Source organism: Strawberry lethal yellows phytoplasma (CPA) str. NZSb11, from assembly GCF_000397185.1.
GTDB lineage: Bacteria > Bacillota_I > Bacilli_A > Acholeplasmatales > Acholeplasmataceae > Phytoplasma > Phytoplasma australiense.
Genome location: NC_021236.1, coordinates 18,851 through 43,631, shown reverse-complemented (window position 1 = coordinate 43,631; position 24,781 = coordinate 18,851). Strand labels below are relative to the sequence as shown.

15 protein-coding genes and 5 pseudogenes are annotated in these 24,781 nt (G+C 26.7%); 17 read left to right on the top strand and 3 right to left on the bottom strand.

From position 1 onward, the window contains the following. Positions 1 to 373: 373 nt before the first annotated feature. Positions 374 to 1,543, bottom strand: a complete 1,170-nt coding sequence (locus SLY_RS00195; RefSeq protein WP_015637609.1) for an IS3 family transposase — start codon at positions 1,541 to 1,543, stop codon at positions 374 to 376. A gap of 316 nt (positions 1,544 to 1,859) precedes the next feature. Then, positions 1,860 to 2,498: pseudogene (locus tag SLY_RS00190) on the bottom strand (replicative DNA helicase); the annotation flags it as partial. 78 nt (positions 2,499 to 2,576) lie between these two features. Between SLY_RS00190 and SLY_RS00185 the strand changes: the two are divergent. The 17 genes and pseudogenes from SLY_RS00185 to thrS form a co-directional block, all read left to right on the top strand. Beyond that, a pseudogene (locus tag SLY_RS00185) lies at positions 2,577 to 3,284 on the top strand (hypothetical protein); the annotation flags it as partial. Positions 3,285 to 3,366: 82 nt separating this feature from the next. After that, a pseudogene (locus SLY_RS00180) lies at positions 3,367 to 3,711 on the top strand (OmpH family outer membrane protein); the annotation flags it as partial. Between the two features lie 586 nt (positions 3,712 to 4,297). Next, on the top strand, positions 4,298 to 6,055 hold the full coding sequence (locus SLY_RS00175; RefSeq protein ID WP_015637605.1) for a reverse transcriptase domain-containing protein: 1,758 nt from the start codon (positions 4,298 to 4,300) through the stop codon (positions 6,053 to 6,055). Between the two features lie 29 nt (positions 6,056 to 6,084). Beyond that, a pseudogene (locus SLY_RS00170) lies at positions 6,085 to 6,961 on the top strand (hypothetical protein). 30 nt (positions 6,962 to 6,991) lie between these two features. Next, a complete protein-coding gene (locus SLY_RS00165) occupies positions 6,992 to 7,384 on the top strand; it encodes an SVM family protein (RefSeq protein WP_012358658.1) in 393 nt (130 codons plus the stop codon). A gap of 246 nt (positions 7,385 to 7,630) precedes the next feature. Continuing rightward, positions 7,631 to 7,717: pseudogene (locus tag SLY_RS05775) on the top strand (hypothetical protein); the annotation flags it as partial. Further along, positions 7,718 to 8,353, top strand: coding sequence for an IS3 family transposase (locus SLY_RS05540; protein WP_015637601.1), 636 nt, complete (start codon positions 7,718 to 7,720; stop codon positions 8,351 to 8,353). After that, positions 8,337 to 8,747, top strand: a complete 411-nt coding sequence (locus tag SLY_RS05535) for an IS3 family transposase (protein ID WP_015637600.1) — start codon at positions 8,337 to 8,339, stop codon at positions 8,745 to 8,747. The genes SLY_RS05540 and SLY_RS05535 overlap by 17 nt, the downstream gene beginning before the upstream one ends. Before the next feature lie 1,137 nt (positions 8,748 to 9,884). Further along, entirely contained in the window at positions 9,885 to 11,258 is a 1,374-nt protein-coding gene (gene asnS, locus SLY_RS00155) for an asparagine--tRNA ligase (RefSeq protein WP_015637598.1), read from the top strand. A gap of 1,091 nt (positions 11,259 to 12,349) precedes the next feature. Next, entirely contained in the window at positions 12,350 to 13,456 is a 1,107-nt protein-coding gene (locus SLY_RS00150; protein ID WP_012358655.1) for an ABC transporter ATP-binding protein, read from the top strand. Continuing rightward, positions 13,457 to 14,371 (top strand): carbohydrate ABC transporter permease, encoded by a 915-nt coding sequence (locus SLY_RS00145; protein WP_012358654.1) that lies wholly within the window; start codon positions 13,457 to 13,459, stop codon positions 14,369 to 14,371. A 143-nt stretch (positions 14,372 to 14,514) separates the two neighbouring features. After that, positions 14,515 to 15,276 (top strand): carbohydrate ABC transporter permease, encoded by a 762-nt coding sequence (locus SLY_RS00140; RefSeq protein ID WP_235043302.1) that lies wholly within the window; start codon positions 14,515 to 14,517, stop codon positions 15,274 to 15,276. Continuing rightward, complete coding sequence (locus SLY_RS00135) at positions 15,260 to 16,849, top strand: extracellular solute-binding protein (RefSeq protein WP_015637596.1); 1,590 nt, start codon at positions 15,260 to 15,262, stop codon at positions 16,847 to 16,849. Before SLY_RS00140 ends, SLY_RS00135 begins: the two co-directional genes overlap by 17 nt. 27 nt (positions 16,850 to 16,876) lie before the next feature. Further along, positions 16,877 to 17,857, top strand: coding sequence for a DHH family phosphoesterase (locus SLY_RS00130; protein WP_012358651.1), 981 nt, complete (start codon positions 16,877 to 16,879; stop codon positions 17,855 to 17,857). A 300-nt stretch (positions 17,858 to 18,157) separates the two neighbouring features. Continuing rightward, positions 18,158 to 19,519 carry a tRNA uridine-5-carboxymethylaminomethyl(34) synthesis GTPase MnmE gene (gene mnmE, locus SLY_RS00120; RefSeq protein ID WP_012358650.1) on the top strand — a complete coding sequence of 454 codons (1,362 nt, stop codon included), beginning with the start codon at positions 18,158 to 18,160 and terminating at the stop codon, positions 19,517 to 19,519. A gap of 84 nt (positions 19,520 to 19,603) precedes the next feature. Further along, entirely contained in the window at positions 19,604 to 20,545 is a 942-nt protein-coding gene (locus SLY_RS00115; RefSeq protein ID WP_015637595.1) for a DHH family phosphoesterase, read from the top strand. Between the two features lie 32 nt (positions 20,546 to 20,577). Further along, positions 20,578 to 22,503, top strand: coding sequence for a threonine--tRNA ligase (gene thrS / locus SLY_RS00110; RefSeq protein WP_015637594.1), 1,926 nt, complete (start codon positions 20,578 to 20,580; stop codon positions 22,501 to 22,503). A gap of 1,126 nt (positions 22,504 to 23,629) precedes the next feature. Here the strand turns inward: thrS and SLY_RS00105 are convergent. Then, positions 23,630 to 24,022, bottom strand: a complete 393-nt coding sequence (locus SLY_RS00105; protein ID WP_235043279.1) for a hypothetical protein — start codon at positions 24,020 to 24,022, stop codon at positions 23,630 to 23,632. Positions 24,023 to 24,781 lie beyond the last annotated feature (759 nt).

Below are 24,781 nucleotides of genomic sequence, written 5' to 3'. Positions count from 1 at the left end.
AATAAAAACTTTTGAGTAGTTTTTATTTCTTTCTTTATATATTTACCATATATATTATACTATTAAAATATTATCCTTGTAAATGCTAAAATATAAGAAAAATAATTTTTTTACACAATAATCTAAAAAGAATTGATTTAAAGAATTTTATTAATTATAAAAAAATAAATATTCAAAATATTACCTCTTAAATGATTTTATATTTACGATTTGATTAATTTAATTCCCCACCCACTAAAAGTGTCATATAAGGGCAAAATTTTGATTTTTAAGGGGTAATTATGTTTTTTTAAAAAGTTATTTTTTTAAGTTCTTTAAAAAAACCTACACAAATTGCCCTTCATGATGAAGGGCTTATAGTTTTAATTATTAATTAATATTTTTTGGTTTTAAATTCTTTGGGTGATAAATAATTTAGGACTTTCATTTTGCGATACATATTATAATATTCAATGTAATCAGTAATAATTTCTATAATTTGAAGTTCATCTAAATTTTGCATTTTTTCATAATGGATGGTTTCTCGTTTCATGTTGGCCCAAAATGCCTCCATACAAGCATTATCAGTTGGCATGGCTTTAGCTGAGAAACTAGTTATTAAATTATTAGCTTTTAATTCAGTTTGATATCTTTTAGAAGTATAAACACTTGCTCTATCGCAATGAAGAATGCAAGGGTTTATTAATGTAGGAATAACTTTTAAAGTATTAATTACAAAATCAACATCAGCAATTTTAGAAATGTTGTAACCAATAATTTCACGGTTATACAAATCCATCATCGCTGAAACAAATAATTTTTGGTTGTTTTTTCCAAAAGGTATATAAGTAATATCTGTACATAATTTTTCAAACTGTTTTGTTGCATGATAATTGTTTTGAATTAGGTTTTTTAAATTATTTTCTTTTTGAATAGCTAAATCATAATAATATTGAGGTTTTCGTTGTATTCTTTGTGATAATAACCCAAATTGATGCATCAGTTTTAAAACAGTTTTAGCGTTTATCTTAAATTTAAGGTCAATTAATTTTTGATGAACCACCCGATACCCAAGCCTTCTTTTTCTTTTGCCATCAGTTGTGATATATGAACCTTGTTTGCATATTTGAAACAAGGCTTTTTCCAATTCACTTTGAGGTCTAGGATGAAGACTTTGTTTAATCCATCTAAAATAACTAGTTTTTGAAATAGATAACCATTTAATCAATTGTTCTAATGAAGCTTCTTTTTGATATTTATTAATGATTTCTAAATATAATTTTCTATTTTTCTTGAAACTAGTTTTTAGTTGGTTTTTAATTGCTGTTTTAATTGGACTAATTCCTTTTTTAAAAACCTTTCTTTTTCCTCTAATTGATTGTTCTAGCCTTTCCGCCCCTTTTAATTCATACCACTCTACCCATTGATAAATCTGACTCCGATTTTTAATCTTTAAGTTTTGTTGTATTTCTTTACATCTTTTGCCTTCCTGTTTTGCAAAAACAGCCTTTAATTTAACATCCAAAGAATATAATTTTAATTTTTTCTCCATTTCTAAGCTCATTTCTGTTTTATTAACATAACTTTATTTTTTTAAGCCTTGATTGTTAAAAAAACTGTTTAGTTATTTTGCAATAATTGAAAAAAACAACAATAAAACTTCTTAAAAGATTTTATTGTTGTTTTAAAATATTTATTAATTATTTTTAAATTTATTTTAGTTTCTTCGGTTGTTATTTGGTTGATTTTGGTTGTTGTTAATATTTCTACGAATATTTTCAGCTTGAAGAGCTATTTCGTTTGTTTGATTAATTAAAATTCTTATTGTTTCTTCTGAATCATTATTTCTAATAGCATTATAAATTTGATTTATTAATCTTGCTTCTTCTAATAATACAAGCCAAATTTAACATAAAAGCAGTTTTTCCCATCGCAGTTCTTGCTCCTAAGATAATTAATTGGTTAGGTTTGAAACCAGAAATTAATTCATCTAGATTTTTAAAGCCTGTTTTTATTCCTACAAATTGGTTGGGGTTGTCATCATTAACAATACTTTGGCGAATATAAGGAATTAATGTTTTTGTAGAAATAAAAGGAGATTTAGTTTTTTGCATAAAACTTTCTACTTGGTTTTTGACTGTTTGCAGATAATTATGAATATTTTTAGTTTTTGATAATTCAGAAGGCAATTGTTTTATTAATCCTAACAAATCTTTTTTAAGGGAATTTTCTTTGATTAAATCAATATATGTCTCTAAATATTCACTTGCAGGGGACCCCTCCACTAATTCAATTAAATAATCAATTCCTCCTATTTTGTATAAATTGTTATCTAAAACGGAACCCACCGTAACATAATCAATTTCGCGGTTTTGCAGTTTTAATTGCTTCATTGTCTCAAAGATACAACGATGCTTGGGGTTGGAAAAATTGTTTGTGTTAACTAAATTTATAACAGCATCCATTTTTTCTGGTTTTAATAATAGTGCTCCCAATAATGCACGTTCGGCTTCAATCATCTTTCAAACTCCTTTTCCTCAGTTTGGAAAAAAAATGTTGTTCTCAACCAGTACCACTTTTTTGGGGCAGTCTAATCAACCGAAAACAAGCAACTAGAAAAAGAGATGCAAGAGATACAAGCTGAATTGGTTAAAAATGGTAACGCTGATGATGCATTAGTTAAACAATTAAATCACAAAGAAGCTCAAATAAAAGAATTAAAGGGTAAAATTAATAACTTAGAAGCCAACGAAACTAAGTTGCAAGAAACAATCAAACAAAAAGACGAAGAAATTAAGCAATTACAACAAAGAGTTCAAGAACAAGTAGAACAAATTATAAAATTAACTGCTGAAATTGAAAACAATATAGAAACTTTTAAGCAACAAGCAATGAAAATTCAACAACTTGAAGGTGCAATTGCAGGACTTGAAGGTGCAAGTGGTTTTTTGGGTGGTGATAATAAAGAGTTGCTGCATGAAATCAATAAACTAAAAACTCAATTAGACGCCGAAAAAGCTGCGCATATTGCAACAAAAGAAAGATTGGAAAAAAAGATTGTTAAGTTAAATGAAGATAACTTAAGATTAACCAATGATTCGGAACAATTAAAAGAAAAAGGAAAATCTTGGCAAACAGGTGTAAAAAACGTAGGTGCTGCGGTTAACATAGTTATTTCCACCAAAGCTGGTGTGATGATGGGTGCTACTTGGGGAAGTGCTGCGGGCCCTTTGGGTACGGTTTTAGGTGGAGTTGCAGCTGTTGCTAGTAAATGGGACACAGTTAAAAAATGGTTTAATTGGTAATGCAATTTTTTTTGCATTACCAGATTGGATTATGATACAATGATGATAAGTTATAAAAATAAAAAAGGAAGTTAATTATAGGATGGAGTTATTTAAAGTATTAGTTATTATAGGTATTTTAGGAGTTTTTTTTGGATTGGTTCCTTTATTGATTTGGTTTGTTCAAAAACACGTAAATAATAAATTAAATAATTTAGAAAATATTAAATTAAAAATTGAAGTTGAGACAACAACTAAGCAAAAGAAATTAAACCAAAAAATAGCTGAGTTAGTAAATAATAAATATTTATCAGTTCAAGAAAAAACTGAATTACAAGAAGAAATAAATACTATTCAAACTGAATTAAAACAAAAACAAGCAGAATTATCACATAATCAAATGTTGACAGGACAATTAAAAGCTAAAGGGCGGCAAAGAAGCCCACTTTATCGTGAAATCTAACCAATTTCCAGTGCCGATAAACACTGAAAGCAGATGAACGGTTCATCAAATGAAAAGATGATGGATTACAGCAGTTCATAAAGGCGGGTTGAGACGAAGTAGTTAGTCAAGATGACACCGCTAGCAAATCATTCTATGGAAAAGCCTGTAAAATAGCCTAAGAAGAAAAGAAGATGTAATTTTGTAACCTGCATCGCAAACTACTACAAGCGAGCAGTCCAGACGCTATCAACATATTGTTAGCGTGTTGGATAGTTTATCAATCACGAACGGAAACCTGGAATCTCACCAACAGTCAGGAAAGACATGAAAACATAAATGGTTACTTCTCCTAAGGAATGAAGGTAGATAAAGTGAGGAACTTGCAGAATCCTAAAGGTTCAAGTGTGGGAACAAAAGCCCACATCCCCAAGGAGAAAGAGACTTCTAGTAGTCGGAGGAATTAAAACATTGTTTGGAATAACAATGATAATTGCCCTCCCAGGGCTCTTAGGAAAACTAAGAACAAGGCGAAAACAAGTCAGTCATTTATGGTATATCTAAACAAATCAAGAAAGGAGTAAGTGATAATATGCTTACACATAATTCAAATGAATTTAAGCTTTCGAGAACTTTAGATATGATTTTAAATCATTCAAAAAACAACTATAGCCTAAAAAAGGTATTGAAACGCGGAATGAATAACATAGAAAACACATACAAAGCATTCAATAGCATTGCAACCAATAAAGGCAGCGGTACAGAGGGCGTTGACAACAAAACCATTGACGGCATAAAGCTAGAAATGATAAAGAAATACCACAAAGAATACGTCAACAACCAATACAATCCGCAACCTGTCAAAAAAGTATTAATACCAAAGGATAAAAATAAAACGAGACCGCTAGGCATCCCAACCATAAAAGATAGAATAATCCAGAAAGCAATGGAACAACTTTTAACCCTCTATTTTGAAAACATCTTCTCAGAATGGAGCTTCGGATTCAGAAGCAAGAAATCATGCCATGATGCCGTAAAACGCGTCAAACAAAGATTCAAAGGGATAGATTATATAATAAAAATCGACATTAAAGGTTACTTTGAAACCATCAACCACGATATCCACCACGATATCCTCAATAAGATGTTAAACAAATACATCAGAAAGGCCAAAACGTTAAAAACAATCAACCAATGGCTCAAAGCAGGAATAATGGAAAATGGAATCAAATACGAATCATTATCAGGAACACCGCAAGGTGGGATAATATCCCCTTTATTATCAAATATATATTTACATTACATCGATAAGAAAATGGAAGAACTGATAAGAAACGGCAAACCGATAATGAAAGCAAATCCCAAATATTGGAAGGCATACACAAAAAAACAACATAACAATCTATCAATAGATAGTGAAATAAACCTGAACCCAAACCCGAGAATAGAATACATCCGCTACGCAGATGATTTTATTATTGGAATAAAAGGAGAACACCACGAAGCAGAAAGGATTAAAACCCAAGTACTCAAATGGCTAGAACAAGACTTGAAACTCGTGGTAAACCGCGACAAATCAAAAATTGTAAAAGCCACTAAGGGCACAAGGTTCCTATCTTATATGGTAAAGGTAAACCCAACCAACAAAACCCGCAAAAAGAAAACAACAAAAAACTCACTGAACGGGCAAGTACAAATCCAAATCCCAAAAGACACAACAAGAGACTACGGGAAAGAATACGGTTGGACCAAAAACGGGAAAGTAAAACACGACGAAACACTAGCAAGTAGGGAAGCACTAGAAATAATACGAACCTACAAATCAATAACGCTCGGCATTATCCGATACTTTTGTCTAGGAAACAACCTAGCACAATTAACACATTTATACTATTTGGCGGAATACAGTTGTTTAAAAACACTAGCGAGAAAATGGAAAACATCTATCGCAAAAGTTCGGCGAAAATTAAGGAACGGCAAAACTTGGGGGATTCAATACAACCTCAAGAATAAAACCAAAGTTGATAGCTGGGACAAACTGGACTGGGAAAAGATAAAAAGGATGAGAAAAACAAAGGGGAATCCCGATGTAATTATCAACCGTTATCTCTACCAAGGACGAACAACACTAACATCACGCTTAAAGGCGGAGAGATGTGAAGTTTGCCAAACAGAAAACATCCCACTAGAAATCCGCCACAAAAAAACGGTGAGAAACTCCAACTGGCAAAGCATCCTTAATAAACAAACAATCGCTTTATGTAGGAATTGTCATCGCAAGAGAACAAACCAACAAATAAACGTTATAAACCAAAACAAAAAGAAGAGAATGATTAAGATACACAGTTAACCGCAAGGTTAATCCCGTAAAAAGGGTAAATGATGGAAAGCCGTATGCTTGGAAACTTGCTCGTACGGTTTGGAGGGGGGCTGTTTGTAATAGAAAGTAGAAAAACAAATCCTACAATCGAAACGCAAATAATCTATCCCTATAAATATACAATAAGAAATCCAATAAAACCAATAATTATATATTGTTGTTTTATAATAAGTATATTTGCTATTTTCGGTGGTTTTATATTTTTAGACAGTAAATACGATATAACAAACTCCAGGCCCAAAACCTATACTATTCCTAACCCAAAGATAGAAATTGAAGCTGAATGGTTTGAAGGATACCGTTCTAGAGATGATAACTACCAAATTAAGAAATATTATAAAGCAGATGGTTATGACCCCAATGCAGAATTTGGGGCCACAAAAGATTGGAAAGGTAGACCTTGTCAAAGTTATAGTCATGATGTTAATCACCTTGTTTTGGGTCACCAAATGATTAAAGTTAAATACACTTTCTACGGTCTCAACGGTCTTGGTTGTGGACAGCACCGTGAATACGAGCTAAATGATATAATGCCGTTTATGAAAAACCCTTTTGACAAATGGGAAATAAAAGACAACATCATTGATTATTTTAAAACTTTTCATATGAAACATAAAGGTGATGATTCATATTTCGGTGATATAAATTTCATCAACGACCCTTCAAACCACTACACAGACCTAGACTACGAAGGCCCAAAATGGTTAATTGAAGAAGATAAAGACTTTTTCATGGATGAAGTGAAATGTCATATCATAGACCCCAAAGATTCTAGATTCCCAAAATCCGAAATGAAAAACTAACTATCTTCACTTCAACCCAAAACAAAAATATATCACACTTTATACTAAGAAATTTAATACAAAAAATAATTAAAATAAATAAAAATAAGGAGTTTAGTAATTAATGTTTAAATTACAAAATCAATTAAAAATAATAAGTATTTGTTTATTAGCTTTTTTAGGAATGTTATTAATAAATAATAATCAAGTTATGGCGATGAATAATGGTCATTCTAATGGTCATGATATAAATAATGGTCAACAAAATCAGAGAAATTTGGAAATCCAAGCAGGCATTTTGCTAGAATTGAATAATCAACAAGCTAGAATAGGAGAACAAATTATTAATGCTAGTCGTAATAATGCTTCCGAAGAAACTATTAATAATCTTGTCAGACGAAGTATACAATTAAGTCAACAAATTTCAAATCAGCAAATTATTGTTCATAACGCTATGCCGCGACAAGGTAATAATCAAAATAATCCAAATCCACCAAACAACAATCGAAGACGATAAAAGAAATAAAAAAAATTAGTAATTGATGTTTAAATTACAAAAAAAATAAAAAAATAATTAATAAATATTTTAAAACAACAATAAAACTTTTTAAAAGATTTTATTGTTGTTTTTTTTAAAATACCCGACAAAATAGTTTTTTTAACAACCAAAGCTTAAAAAAATAAAGTTATGTTAATAAAACAGAAATGAGCTTAGAAATGGAGAAAAAATTAAAATTATATTCTTTGGATGTTAAATTAAAGGCTGTTTTTTGCGAAACAGGAAGGCAAAAGATGTAAAGAAATACAACAAAACTTAAATATTACAAATCGGAGTCAGATTTATCAATGGGTGAAGTGGTATGAATTAAAAGGGGTGGAAAGGCTAGAACAATCAATTAGAGGAAAAAGAAAGGTTAAAGATTCAGAAATTAATTCAATTAAAACCGCAATTAAAAACCAACTAAAAACTAATTTCAAGAAAAATAGAAAATTATATTTAGAAATCATTAATAAATATCAAAAAGAAGCTTCATTAGAACAATTGATTAAATGGTTATCTATTTCAAAAACTAGTTATTTTAGATGGATTAAACAAAGTCTTCATCCTAGACCTCAAAGTGAATTGGAAAAAGCCTTGTTTCAAATATGCAAACAAGGTTCATATATCACAACTGATGGCAAAAGAAAAAGAAGGCTTGGTTATCGCGTGGTTCATCAAAAATTAATTGACCTTAAATTTAAGATAAACGCTAAAACTGTTTTAAAACTGATGCATCAATTTGGGTTATTATCACAAAGAATACAACGAAAACCTCAATATTATTATGATTTAGCTATTCAAAAAGAAAATAATTTAAAAAACCTAATTCAAAACAATTATCATGCCACAAGACCGTTTGAAAAATTATGTACAGATATTACTTATATACCTTTTGGGAAAAATAACCAAAAAATTATTTGTTTCTGCGATGATGGATTTGTATAACCGCGAAATTATTTGTTACAATATTTCTAAAATCGCTGATGTTGATTTTGTAATTAATACTTTAAAAGTTATTCCTACATTAATAAACCCTTGCATTCTTCATTGTGATAGAGCAAGTGTTTATACTTCTAAAAGATATCAAACTGAGTTAAAAGCAAATAATCTAATAACTAGTTTCTCAGCTAAAGCCATGCCAACTGATAATGCATGTATGGAGCCATTTTGGGCCAACATGAAACGTGAAACTATCCATTATGAAAAAATGCAAAATTTAGACGAACCTCAAATTATAGAAATTATTACTGATTACATTGAATATTATAATATTTATCGCAAAATGAAAGTCCTAAATTATTTATCACCCAAAGAATTTAAAACTAAAAATATTAATTAATAATTAAAACTATAAGCCCTTCATAACGGAGGGCAATTTGTGTAGGTTTTTTTATAGACCTCAAAAAAAAGGTGTTTTAAAAAACCACAATCACCACTTAAAACTCAAAATTTTGCCCTTATATGACACTTTTGGGTGATTGGTAATGATAAATATCAAATCATAAATATAAAATCATTTAAGAGGTAATATTTTGAATATTCATTTTTTATAATTAATAAAATTCTTTAAATCAATTCTTTTTAGATTATTGTGTAAAAAAAATTATTTTTTTATATTTTAGTATTGACAACAATAATATTTTATATTTTGACAAATAATTTTAATTATGTTATAATAAAGGTAATTAATAAACAATTTGGTTTTTCAAAAAATCATATTTTTTTGGAAAAAAATGTTGTTCTCAAATGGTGCCATTTTTGTGGAGCTTACCAATATTTATGATTTACATTTGCACTTAAAGGTGTTTAAGTTTTTATAAATATCTTAATAATCAAACAATTAGGAATAATCAAAAACCTAAAAAAAATTTAATTATATAATTAAAATATTTAAATTATGTATTAAATTAAATAATAATATTTAGTTTTTCAGTCAATTAAAAAATTATTAAAAATCGGTTTTTGAGAGGAAAAAATAAAACACCTCATAAACTTGAAAGCGTTTAAGTGTTGCAAAAAAAATATTTTTTTATGAAGATATAACATTGTTTTATTGGTGTTTGCAAATTTGTTCATTAAATATAAATTCGGCTGATTTTTACTATTTTTTTAGTTAGTTTTGAAAAAATTTTGGGAGCAAAAAAAATTTATGATTTATTAAAAAAATAAAGTTTTTGGGCGGTTAAAAAAAAGATTAATTATTTGAATTTAAAAAAAAATTTAACCCTTTAGGAACCAATTAAGGCAATTTTTTCTAATTCCTAAAAAAAACATTTATTGGGCTTTGTTTTTAAATATTTTTAAAAAATTGGCTTAAAAATGTTAAAATATGCTTGTAATTATTTTTATTAATTTGTAATTTATGTTTAAAGTTTTTTTAATTTTTCATTCTTTATAATTTTTTAATTTATTATTATGTTGTTATCGCGTTGTTATGTCAAATTTATAAAAAATAATCAAATAAAGGATTAAAATAATGGAAATTTCTATTAAAAATATTTTTGAAAAAGCAGATTTTTATTTAGGAAAAAAAATTATTGTTAATGGTTGGATTAGAAATTGTCGTTTTCAAAAAAAATTAATTTTTATAGAATTAAATGATGGCACTTTTTTAGAAAATTTCCAAATTGTTTATAAAAATGTTGATTTAGAAAAAATAAAAGATATTTTGCAAATTGGCGCTTCTTTGAAAGTTGAAGGTTTTTTAAAGAAAAACGAAAAACAAGAAAAAAATTTAGAAATTTTGGCTCAAAATATCACTTTATTAGGTTCAAGTGATTTTTCTTATCCCATTCAACCAAAAAAACATTCTAAATCTTTTTTAAGAACTATCCCTCATCTAAGAACAAGAACAAAACTTTTTGGAGCAGTTTTTCGCATTAGAAGTACTGCTTTTTTCGCCTTGCATCATTTTTTTCATAAAAAAGGTTTTTTTCACATCAATACCCCCATTATCACTCCTAATGATGGTGAAGGAGCTGGAGAATTATTTCAACTAACTTCCTTTAATCTAGAGCGTTTATCACAAGAAAAACCCTCAACAATAAATTATCAAAAAGATTTTTTCGGTAAAAAAGTTTTTTTAACAGTAACGGGGCAATTAGAAGCAGAAGCAATGGCTTTAGCTTTGAATAAAGTTTATACTTTTGGTCCTACTTTTAGAGCTGAAAAATCAAACACTCCCAGACATGCTGCTGAGTTTTGGATGTTAGAACCAGAAATGGCTTTTTGCGATTTAAAACAAAATTTAAAAGTTGCTCAAGAAATGTTGCAAGAAGTTGTTGTTCAATGTCTTCAAGAAAACCAAAAAGATATTGAGTTTTTAGACCAAACAGTGAGAAATGGTTTATTACAAGAACTTAAAAACGTTGTTCAAGAAAAAGAATTTTTAGTAATCACATATCAAAAAGCAATTGAAATTTTGGCATCAAGTGGTGTTGCTTTTGAGAATAAAGTTTTTTATGGTTCTGATTTGGCAACCGAACACGAAAAGTTTTTGACTGAAAAACATTTTCAAAAACCAGTTTTTATAATTGATTGGCCTAAAGAAATCAAAGCATTTTATATGAAAAATAATCCTGATCAAAAAACAGTCGCTGCCATGGATCTTTTAGTTCCTCGCGTGGGAGAATTAATTGGTGGATCACAGAGAGAAGAAAATTTAGCAGTTTTAATTGAAAAAATGCAACAAATGAAAATCCCTCAAAAAGAATTTGAATGGTATCTAGATTTACGTCGTTTTGGCAGTTGTATTCACTCTGGTTTTGGTTTAGGTTTTGAAAGATTATTGCTTTTTTTGACAGGTTTAGATAATATTAGAGATGTCATTGCTTTTCCAAGAACTTATTAAGTTTTGATTTCGTGTTTTTAATTCATTTAAAAATAACAAAAAATTTTAAAAAATTTAAGTAACTAAAAAAAACAAACACAGGCCAATAGTGAAAAAACATAAATAAATCTATTTTTTTATTAAGTTTTTATTAATAAAAAGTTTTTACTTTTAAAAAAATTAAGACTAAAAAAACAATTTTTACATTTTGTCTAAAAAAATTTCAAAAACCACTTAATAAATTACAAAAATACCAAACAACAACATTTACCTATCTTTATCACTCTTTCTTTGCTGCAAAACTAATTAAATGCATCATCTAAAAAATTTATGAAAAAACTGATAGATATAGGTAATGTTATTATAACTAAAACAAATGATTAATTTATGACGCAAAATGGAAACAAATAAACACATATACAAATCCTAAATTACGTTTGAATCAGATAAATTTGAAAAACCAAAAATTCAAATATGAAATAATTACTTCCATATGAGTTGCTTAGTGAGTTTTTGGAAAAAAGTTTGTATATGTCTCAATTTAACAAAATACGAAAAAAATTAGATAGTGTTTTTGATTTATATTTTTTAATCTAAAGAAATTTGGAATTTTTAAAAATCTTAAATTTAAAAATCTTAAAGAAAAAAATATAAAAAACATGAAACGGTGAAGTTTTTAATCTCAAGACACATGTAATTATCACAATTTTTTTAAGTTTTCAAAAAATTTAAAAAAAATTGTTTTAAAAACATTTGTTTGCAATTTCTTGATGTAAATAAAAAAAGATTATTCAAGGATTTTTTAGTTTTGGTACTTTTAAATTTTTAAGCTTTAAGGATAATTTGTTTAGTTTGTTTAGTGTGTATCCTCCACTTTAAAAAAAATTAATTTATAATTGACAGAAATTAAAAGAACATCAAAAAGTTGATGAATTTTAATTAAATTTCAGAGTTTTTTTTAATTTGAAGAAATTATAATTATCACAATTTTTTAAGTTTAAAAGAAAAAATAAAATAAAAATTTTTCTAAACTTTTAAAACATTTAAGACAAAAAAATAATATAAATTGTCAGAAATTAAATAAATATATAATATAAAAGAGAAATGAAAAAATGGGCATAAAATTAAGTCAAGTCTCAAAAGTTTTTTTTGATAAAAAAAATAAAAAAGAAACTTGTGTTGTTAATAAAATTAGTGTTGATATTCCTAAAGGAAAATTAGTTTGTCTTTTAGGACCTTCTGGTTGTGGAAAATCAACCATTCTTTATATGATTGCAGGAATTCATTCTATTTCTTCTGGAAAAATTTTTTTCGAGAACAAAGATGTAACTAATGTTCCTATAGAAAAAAGAGGAATTGGCTTCGTTTTTCAAAATTATGCTTTATATCCTCATATGACAGTTCAACAAAACATCTCCTTTCCTTTAGAAAATTTAAAAACTCCTGCAAAAGAAATTTTGGTTAAAGTGGAAGAAATTGCTAAATTAGTTGGAATTGAAGAACATTTAGACAAAAAACCTCATGAATTATCAGGAGGGCAACAACAAAGAGTCGCAATCGCTCGCGCTTTAGTCAAAAAGCCTCAAGTTTTGTTATTGGACGAACCTTTATCTAACCTTGACGCGGGACTTCGTTTAAAAACTCGTGAAGAAATTCGTCGCATTCAAAGAAAAACAGGCATTACTGCTATTTTTGTTACTCACGACCAAGAAGAAGCCATGACAATTAGTGATGAAATTTGTTTAATGAAAAAAGGAGAAATCCAACAAAAAGGAAGTCCTCAAGAAGTTTATTCCAACCCTCGTAATTTATTTGTTGCAAAATTCTTAGGAAATCCTTTAATTTCAATTTTTGAAGGAGAAATTGTTTTTGGAAAAGTTTATCTTGGTAAATCTTTGTTATTTGATTTCTCTCATGATAAAAATTTAAAAACATTAAAACAAAAAGTTTATGTTGCAATCAGACCCGAAGGATATTGGTTTGCAGAAGATGGTAATTTAGAAATTGAAACGCTGTTTTTGGAAACTATCGGAAGAGATTTAATGTTATTAGCTCGTCATCCTCAAGCGGTTAACAATACTTTTCGCCTCGTATTTGATGAAAAAAGTAAAGATATTATTTTTCCTCAAGGTTTTTTCCCCAAACAAAAAATTAGGTTTCAAATTAAACAAGAAAAATGTTTCCTTTTCGATCCCGAAACAGAAAATAGGATTTTTTAAATGTCAGCATTAAAAAAATTTTTTAAAAATAAAAATAAGCATAAACATTGGTATTATTTAGCTCCGGCTTTACTTTTGGTAACTGTTTTTAATTTTTATCCTTTAACCAAAACATTTTTCATTTCTTTAAATCATGGTTACGATAAGTTTACAGACGTTTTTTCTAGTTCTTTTAATTTCAACAATTATGTGACTATTTTTAAAGATCCAGATTTTAGAACGGCTCTTTTAAATACTTTTGTATTAGTTTTTATCGCTGTACCTATTTCTATTTTTATTTCTTTAATGATCTCTTTGGCTCTAAATTATGTTTATAATCATTTTTTAAAAAAGCTTTTTCAAACCGTTTTTTTTCTTCCTTATTTAACTAATTCTGTTGTTATGGGAATGGTTTTTGCAGTCCTTTTTTATCATAATATTTGGGATTTTAAAAACAGCACTGAAGGTTTGTTAAGTTTTTCGCATAATTGGATTAGTCATTCTGCTAGTTATTTTAATAAAATGTTTATTTTAATTTTTTATGTTGTTTGGCGTTCTTTGCCTTTTCACATTTTAATTTTTAGTGTTGCTTTGAAAAACATTAGTAAAAATTATTTTGATGCCGCTCGCATCGATGGCGCCACTAATTTAACTATTTTTAAAAAAATAACTTTTCCTTTAATTTTGCCGAGCGTTTTTTATCAAGTCATTATAACTATGATTCAAGTTTTTAAAGAATATGAATCTGTTGTCGGTATTTTTGGTGCCAACGAAACAAAAGTAAATACAATTGTTGGCTATATTTATCATCAAGCATCTAATCCTGTCCTTGATTCTTATTCTAAAGGAGCAGCGGCAACTATTATTTTGCTTTTGATTTCTATTTTTTTTACTCTTTTGAATTTTCACTTTATGAAAAAATTTAATCGAGAATAAATGTTTAAGGTAATAATGAAATGAATAAAATTCAATCAAATTTATTGATTTTAAAAAGAAAAGCCCCAAGCTTTTTTTTTATTTTTGTTAAATATTTTTTTTTATTTTTTGTTTTGTTGTTTTTAGCTTTACCTTTTTATTGGATGTTAAACGTGGCTTTTCAAAAAGATAGTTTACATATCCATTGGTATCCTAAAAATTTTACAATTGAACATTTTAAAAATGTTTTAGTGGGTAATAATAAAATTGGTTTTTTGCCTTCTTTTTTAGTGACTATTTTAGTAGTTTTTTTATCAACTATTTTAGGAATTATTGTTTCTGTTATTACTGCCTTTGCTTTAAGTATTTTACAATTTAAAAACAAAAGAATTGTTTTCAGTCTTTTTTTGATTACTACCATGATTACTACTGAAAGTATGTTTTTAATTAATTATCAAACAGTGGCTCGTTTAGGTTTAGTTGATCCTGGTAATGGTTCTATTGTTCCAGGAGGGGTTTATTTTGCTATGGTATTGCCTTTTTTAATTAATTTTGTTCATATTTTTTTATTAATGCAAAATATCAAAAAAATTCCTAAAGAATTATATTTATCTGTTAAAATTGATGGTAGTAGTAATTTTAATTTTTTGTTTAAAATTTTGATTCCTCTTTTAAAAGATAATTTAATTAATATTGTTATTTTTAGAGCAGTTGCTGCTTGGAATGCTTACTTATGGCCGCAACTTGTTGGCGGAAAATTGTTAACAGTAATAGTGAGAAATTTTTTTGATTCCGATACGAAACCAAATTTAATTAATCAGCAAATGGCAGCCACTACTTTAATCACAGTCCCTTTGGTTTTGTTATTTATTTTTTGCAAGAAATACGTTTTAGAAGGAAATTTAAACAGTGGTATCAAAGGATAAATTAAAAATTATTGCTTTTTTCCTTTTTTCTTTCTTGGTTTTAACCATTATTATTTTATTTCCCAAAACTTCAGCTAAAGAATTAAGAAAAAAAAATTATACAACTTTAAAAGCAAAACTTGAAGAATATAAAGATGAAAATAATTGGAAAAAATTTAAGGATAAAAAAATTGAAATTATTTTTTGGCATAATTTAGGAAAAGAAGGCAACAACCAAGAAATTTTGCAACAAATCATCAGTAAATTTCAAGAGAAATATCAAAATATTACAGTTAAAGAAGAATTTAAAGGCAATTGGGGAACTCTTACTAAAAACATTAACGTTGCTTTGCCAGCCAACAACGAACCCCATTTGATTGTTTCTTACCCTGATTTTTTAGTTAATTATTATGAATCAGGAAAACTCGTGCCTTTAAATGATTTTATTTTCCACAAAAATGAAGAAATAAAATTAGAAAAAGAAGAAAAAGAAAATACATTTTTTTATCCTATTTATGAAGAGGAATCACAAATTGCATTAGGGGAAGAAGAAAAAAAATGGTATTCTTTACCTTTCACCAAAAACGTTGAATTAATGTTTTATAACCAAACCTATTTGAAAAACTTATTAAAAAGAATCTCTAAGGAAGACTTCTCTAAGGAAGACTTTGGTAAAATAAAAAAATGTTTTAAAGACAAACAACCAGAAACTGGCGAATTAAAAGATGGTATTACTTGGGAAGAATTAAAAACATTATCTGAAATAATTAAAAAACACAATCCTCAAAAAATTCCTATTTCTTATGAATCTGAATCTAATTTATTTATTATTTCTTCTGAACAAAAAAATATTGAATATACAAATCCCAAAACTACAAACGATCAACTAGGAGTTGGTTTTAACAATCAAGATGCTCAAAAGATGATTAGAGATTTAAAAGAACAATTTTATGATGAAAAAAAATATTTAATTACTCGCAAATTATCAGGCGAAAACCATACTCTTAATTTGTTTGCTAAACAAGACATATTAATGAATATTAATTCTTCTAATGGATTGGATTATGTAAATAAAGTTGGTTTTGAAGTCGGGGTAACTTCTTGTCCTTATTGGGAAAAAGGGAAAAGGAAAACTTTACAACAAGGAGCAAACATTAATTTATTTTATAAAAAAGATAAAGATGAAGTTATTGCTTCTTGGTTGTTTTTAAAACATTTAACTTCACAAAAAGCCAACGAAATCTTATTTTTACAAGAAAGCAGCCAATTTCCTACTAGACCTGGTTATGTTAATTCAAAAGGATTTCAAGATAAAATAGATGATTATAAAAAATTTTCAGAAAAACAATATGATAAATTATCAACTGAAGAACGTAAAGAACTTTTAAAAGCTAAACTTTTAGTTTTTTTAAACAACGAAAGAGAACAAGATGAAAAAGATAAAATTTATTTTTTCTCTCCCGTCTTTCAAAAATCTTATATTGCAAGAATAGTAGTAAATCAATTGCTAGTAGATTGTTTTTTATTAAAAGAAAATGATCAAGAAAAAATTGCTCAATTATTTGAAATAGCGCAAAAAAAAGCACTTGCTTAAATAAATAAAATCATAGAAGGATAAAATATGCAAATTATTTATGAACAAATTAAAAAATTTGATAAAATTATTATCCATGGACATATTAATCCTGATGGTGATTGTTATGGTGCTCAATTAGGACTCAAAGATGTCATCAAAGCTACTTTTCCTGATAAAAAGGTTTATGCTGTTGGCGAAAACAACCTTTATTTATCTTTTGTTGGAAGTATGGATCAAATTGAAGATGATTTATTTCAAAATGCTTTAGCTATTATAGTTGATTGTGGTGAAGAAAAAAGAATTAGTGACAACCGTTTTAAATTAGCTCAAAAAATTATCCGAATCGATCATCATTTATTAACAGATCATTATGGCGATTATCAATGGGTTGATTCTAGTTATTCTTCTTGTTCTCAAATGATTTTTGATTTAAAAGAAAATTTTAAAATGAAATTAACTTATCAAGGTGCTTTGGCGATGTATGTAGGTATTGTTGCTGATACTGGTAATTTTTGTTTTGATCGAGTTAATCAATATACTTTGAAAGCTGCTTCTTCTCTGTTGGCTTTTGATTTAGATGTTGCAAAAATTTTTTATCACCTTAACAAAGAAAATTTAGTTTTGTTTCATTATAAGGCCTATATTTTTCAAAACGCTATTGCTTCTAAAGGTTTTGTTTATCTTGTCGTTTCTCAAGCGATTTTGAAAAAACTTAATTTAAATTTAGATGTTGCTGCAAGTTTAGTTAATAATTTAGGTCATTTAGAAAATCATCCAGTGTGGGCTTTTTTTATGGAAAAAGAAGATGGAACTTTTAAAGTGAGTATTCGTTCTCGTGGACCGGAAATTAATCACATTGCTCAACAATTTAAAGGGGGGGGTCATAGAAGAGCTTGTGGTGCTACTTTGGATTCAAAAGATCAAATCCCCGTTTTTGTGGAAAAAATCCAAAAAGCCATTATGACTTTTGAAGCACAACAAAAAAACCACGATAAAAAAGAGCTTTGTTTTAAATCAAAGCCTTAAATTTATTTTTGCCTTTTTAAAATGTAAGAAAGGTTATGGAAAACAACCAAAAAACTCCAAAAAAAAAAAAAATGAAATATCTCAATTAGAATTAAAACCTTACTTTTTAAAACTATCTTTTATTTCTTTGCAAAAAAACAAGAAAAAGATTTATGGATTTAAAATATTTGCGATAATCAAAAAGAATTTTTGATAATTACAAAAAGGCATTATAATTTTTTTAATTTTTCAAAAACATTTTTAAATGTTTGCATAATTTTTGTGTAGTTAATTGGTTGTATTTCGTGAAATGGTTAAAAAATGTTTTTTGATACTATTGCTGCAATCACAACTCCCTTAGGAACAGGTGGGATAAGTGTTATTAGAGTTAGTGGCGCTCAAGCGATTACAGAAATTAATAAAATTTTTAAAGGTAAAAACTTATTAGAAGCTTTAACGCATACCGTCCATCATGGTTTTATTTTAAACCAAGATGAAACTATTTTAGATGAAGTTTTGGTCTCTGTTTTTAAAGCTCCTAATTCTTTTACTGGCGAAAATGTTGTAGAAATTAGTGCTCATGGCGGTATTTTAATTACTCAAATGGTGTTAGAACGTATTTTAACTTTAGATCTTAGATTGGCTTATCCTGGAGAATTTAGTCAAAGAGCTTATATGAATGGTAAAATTGATTTGGTGCAGGCTGAAGCTATCATGGATTTGATTCATGCCACTAATCAAAATGCTATTAAAATTGCTAATTTAGGGCTCCATAAACACACTTCTCAATTAGTTAGTTCTTTGCGAGAAAAAATTTTGACTCTTATTGCTCAAATTGAAGTTAATATTGATTATCCTGAATATGATGACACTTTGTTAATGACTCAAAGCATTATTGCTCCTCAAGTAAAAAGTTTAATAGAAGAATTAGAGGCTATTTTATTTCATTCTCAAAAAAGTCGTTATTTAAGAGATGGAATTAAAACTTTAATTATTGGTCGCCCTAATGTTGGTAAATCTAGCTTATTAAATGCTTTATTAAACGAACCAAAAGCAATTGTTTCTGACATCGCAGGCACTACAAGAGATTTTGTTGATGCTTCTTTTAATTGTCAAGGCATTACCCTTAATTTAATTGATACTGCAGGAATTCATCAAACTACAAACCCAATTGAAAAAATCGGTATTTCAAGGACTAAAAAAATTTTATCATCAGCTGAACTTATTTTATTAGTTTTAGATCAAAGTGAACCTTTAAAGGAAGATGATGAAAAACTATTAGAATTAACACGTTTAAAACCTCGGATTATTATAGGTAACAAAGCTGATTTAAGTAATGAAAAAACAGTTACTTCTTTTCCTATCAAAAATTTTATTTCCATTTCTAGTTTAAAAAAAACAGGCTTGGACGAATTACAAAAAGCTATTTTACAAAAGTTTCAATTAGAACAAATTTCATCTAAAGATTTTAATTCTTTTTCTAACGTGAGGCACATTAATCAAATACAGATAGCACATCAAGCCTTAAAAGATTTTCAAACTGCTTTCATGGATTCAATGCCAATAGATGTTTATTCCATTGACTTAACCAAGGCTTATCAAGCTTTAGGAAAAATTATTGGTGATAATCAAGAAAATGATTTAATTAAAGAATTATTTTCTAAATTTTGTTTGGGAAAATAAAAATACTATTTTTTTATATTTTTCATGTTGTAATTATTTTTTGTTATTTTCTAATCTCTAAATAATTAAAAGGAATAAAAAAAGATGAAGTTAATCCAAGAAAAAATTAAATTTTTTGATACTATTATTATCCACGGACATAAAAGACCAGACGGCGATTCTTATGGAGCACAATTTGGATTAAAAAACATGTTGCAAACAACTTTTCCTGAGAAAAAAGTTTATGCAGTTGGCGAAGAAAACCTGAATTTGTCTTTTTTAGGAACAATGGATAAAATAACTGATGATGTTTATAAAAATGCTTTGGTTTTTGTTGTTGATTCTGGTGACACCAAAAATATTAGTGATCAAAGATTTCAGCTAGGTAAATTTATTATTCGAATTGACCATCATATTTTAATATCAAATTATGGAAATTATGAATGGGTTGATGATTCTTTTGGTTCTTGTTCTGAGATGATCTACCTTCTCAAAGAAAAATTAAACTTAAAATTAACTTATTTAGGTGCTTTGGCTATTTATGTAGGAATATTGACTGATAGTGGTAATTTTCGTTTTAATCGTGTGAGTAGCCAAACTTTTCGCATTGCATCCGAATTATTAAATTATGGTATTGATGTGACTTGGGTGGGAAAAAAAGTCAAAAAAGAAAAGCTTAATGTTGTAAAATATAAAGGTTATGTATGTCAAAATATTGTTGTAGCAAAAAATTTTGTTTATGTTTATGTTTCTCAAAAAACAATGCAAAAATTTAATTTAACCTTGGAAGAGTCTTTTTCTGCTATTAATTTGTTATTGTATATAGAAAATTACTATTTTTATATTCTTTTTTTAGAAATGAATAATCAAAAAATTAAAGTTCGTCTTTGTTCTAATGGACCTCATATTTATCATGTTGTTAAAAAATACGGTTTTAAAGGTCATTTAAGTGCATGTAGTTTGCTTTTATCTTCTTTTCAAGAAATTGAACCGTTTATAAAATCGCTAGAAAAAGATTTATCTATTTATTTAAAACAACTTAAGTAATATTTATAAAAAATTTCAGAAAGGGTTATTTTATGATTAAAATTAATCTTTTAAATCATCAAAGCCATTCATTTCCTTCCAAAACAACTCCTTTGGAAATTTGGAAAAATTGGTTAAAAAAAACTTTGAAAAAACCAGTTGCAGCTCTTTTTAACCAAAAATTCATAGAACTTGATTATCCTTTAACACAAGATGGAGACTTAGAAATTTTGGCAGAAAGTAATCCCAAATCGTTATTTGTTCTAAACCATAGCACGGCTCATTTAATGGCTCAAGCAATCCAAAGACTTTATCCAAACGCTCTTTTTACAATTGGACCAGCCATTAAAGAAGGTTTTTATTATGACATTGATTTTCAAAACCATTCTATTTCAGAAAAAGATTTGCCAACAATTGAAAAAAAAATGCACGAAGTAGCTTTAGAAAATCACTCCATGATAATGAAAAAAGTAACGTATGATGAAGCTAAAAGGCTTTTTTCCTATAATCCTTATAAATTAATTTTATTAGAAAAACACAAAGAAGAAGATATTACTGTTTGTCATCAAGGTGAATTTATTGACCTTTGTCGTGGGGGTCATATTCCTAAATTATCTTTAATAAAACATTTTAAGCTTTTAAAAATTTCTGGTTCTTATTTTCAAGGTGATGCTAAAAATAAATCATTAACTCGTATTTATGGCACTTCTTTTTTTAAAAAAGAAGACCTTGGCAATTATTTGAAACTTTTAGAAGAAAGAAAAGAACGCGACCATAAAAGACTTAATAAAAAATTAGATTTATTTATGTTTTCTCAAGAAGTGGGGTTGGGTTTACCTTTTTGGTTGCCTAAAGGAGCTACTTTGAGGCGTATTGTTGAAAGGTATATTGTTGATAAAGAATTGAGTCATCAATATCATCACGTCTATACTCCTATTATGGCAAACGTAGAGCTTTATCGCACTTCAGGTCATTTAGAACATTATTCTCAAAACATGTTTCCTGTGATGCAATTAGAAAATAAAGAAAAAATAGTTTTAAGACCGATGAACTGTCCACATCATATGATGATTTATAAAAAAAGTCCTCGTAGTTATAAAGAGTTGCCATTAAGAATTGCTGAATTAGGGATGATGCATCGTTTTGAAAAATCAGGCGCTGTTTCAGGATTACAAAGAGTAAGAGAAATGAATCTTAATGATGCTCATAATTTTGTAAGACCTGATCAAATTGAAGAAGAAATCAAAAAAATCATCAATTTAATTTTAGAGGTTTATCGTGATTTTAAAATCACAAAATACGAATTCCGTTTAAGTTATCGTGATCCTCAAGATAAAGAAAAATATTTTCCAGATGACAATATGTGGCAACATGCAGAAAACATTTTAAAAAAAACAATCCAAGAATTAAATTTACCTTTTAGAGAAGCCATTGGCGATGCTGCTTTTTATGGCCCTAAGTTAGATGTTCAAGTACTTACTGCTTTAGGAAATGAAGAAACTTTATCAACAATTCAATTAGATTTTTTATTACCGCAAAAATTTGATTTAACTTTTATTGATGCTAATAACAAACATTGCCGTCCTGTTGTCATTCATCGCGCTATTGTTTCTACTTTGGAACGTTTTTTATCTCATTTAATTGAAGAAAATAAAGGTGTTTTTCCTTTGTGGCTTGCTCCTGTACAAATACTTTTAATTCCTGTTTCTTCTTCGGTTCATTTAAAATATACTCAAGAAATTAAAGAACTTTTATTATCTCAAGGATTAAGAGCAGAAATTAATTCCAAAGAGGCAACTTTGGGTTATAAAATCAGAGAAGCTCAAGAATTAAAAATCCCTTATCAAATAGTTGTTGGTGATAATGAAATTGCTAAAAATTTGATTACTTTTAGAAAATATGGCCAAAAAAACCAAACAACTACAAACATTGAAACTTTTATTTCTTCTCTTAATCAAGAAATTATGGAAAAAAGATAATCTTAAAATATTTTTTTCACTTAACTTAAATTATTTAGTTTTCTCAACGTTATCTTTGGGATTGTTTAAATTTTTAAGTTTTTCTTTGGATTCAAAGGGTTTGGCAAGGTTTTAAAAAAATAGATTGGTTTTTTTCTACAATCATTTTAGGAAAAGACCTTTCAAAATTTTGTCACCAAAGAAAAATATATTTTGTTTTTTAACCCCGATTTTTCAAAGCATCTTTTCCCCTCTTTTCTTAGATTTTGTTTAGGTTTTTCCGCTAAAAACAAAAAACCAAACTACGTTAATAAGTAGTTTGGAAAAATACTATTTTGTTGTTTAACAACCCAATTTTTAAGGACCATATCCAATTGTATATTTTAATTTTTCTTTTTTTGAAAAATAAATTTATAAATTATTTAATGAAAAAATAAACTGAATTCCAAACACTCAAAAAAATTAAATATCAAAATTCAAACATTTAAGACTGACTTTTTAGTTGGTCTTTTTTTCTTTTAAAAAAACAGCGCACTGTTACTTGTTTTTAGACATTTTTATTTTAAAATATTTGGGGAGATGATGTTTTTTTAGACATTTTTGTTTTAAAATTATTTTTTAAAACTAAAAAAATAATAGATAATTTCATATCTTTTCAAATCAACAAAAAAATTAATTAAACTAAAAAAAAATATCAAAAAGCAACAGTGAAAAAATATTATCTTTTGTTTTTAAAGCTTTATTGTTTTTTATTCTTGTTTGTTATTTGAGGTTGTAGACTTCTTCTATATTTTCATTCATATTTTGGTCTTTTTTATCTTTCATTTTGTGTAAAAAACAATTGATGATATATTTTGCAGGTGAATTTGCTTCATTGATTCTTAGGATAGCTACAACATTTTTATAAAATTACCAAAAAACCTTAAACTTGGAAAAAAAGAAAATAATATTAATTGTAATATTTTCCATAATATGGACCATCTTTTTTCTATTATATTTTTAAAACAAATATGAATTTTTAAAATAAAATATTTTTTTAAATTATATGTAAATAAGATTTTTAATTTTGTAAATTCTTCTTGTTTGATATAACTTTCAAATGTATATTTACATATTTTATGCAATATACAGATAAATTTAAATATATTTAATATTTTTTTAATTTTGTTATCAATATTAACATTAGTATCTTTTTTTCTTTATTAAAATAAAATAATTCTTTTTTTAAATTATCAACAATTTTATCAATCATAATAATTAAACCATTATTATTAAAATTGATTTGTTTGTTGTGTTTTTCTATCCAAAACAAAAAATTTAAAGAATTAATTAATCCTTCTTCATGATTTTTTTGCAAATCAAGATTAAAATTTACTAAATTAAAGTTTACTATTTGTGAATAAAATGTTTGATATAAAAGATTTTTATCGATTCGATTAATTATTTTCTTTTGCAAATTATTATTTTCTTTTAAATCTTTTTGAAAAAAAATTATTTTAGTTTTTAATATATCTAATGCATCAATATTTTGTTTTATCATGAATTTTAAAATTTTTACACGAAAACAAAAAAACTTTATATATGTTATTTTTTTAATAATTGTATATACAAAAGAAAATATTAAAAATATAATTTTCAAAACAATAGTAGTTAAAATTATGGTAAAAATTATATCTAAAATTACAAAAGATTTGAAAAAATAATTAATATTATGCATGAATACTCTTTTCTATATGTAAAAAATTATATATTTTATATTATGGTACAAATGATTAAAAAATATTCTAAATCCCAAATTAAAAAATAATATGCTGTTCCTTGTTTTTAGACATTTTTTATTTTAAAATATTCTTGGCAACTAAAAAAAATAATAGATAATTTAATATCTTTGCAAATCAACAAAACAAATTAATTAAACTAAAAAAATGTCTAAAAAAATTATTTCCCCATTACTTTTAAAAATCTTCAAAAATAAAAAAATAATTTTCATTTTTTCTAAAAATAATTTTCCAAAAAAACACTTAATAAATTAAAAAATTATAAAAACAGCTCGCCTGCCTCACCCCGTCAATCAAAAACATGAAAACAACAAATGAAATTATTGCTAGATAAACATTAAAAGCGTAAAATATTAAATATAGCATTATTTTCTTAAAAAAATGTTTGTATTTTTCGTTTATTGGCAAAAAATATATATCTTTTAATTTAAAAAACATAAAGAGAGATAATTTTTTTAATTTTGATTTTATAGTTTTTTTAATCTGAATAAATTGTAATTATCACAAGCTTTTTAAGTTTT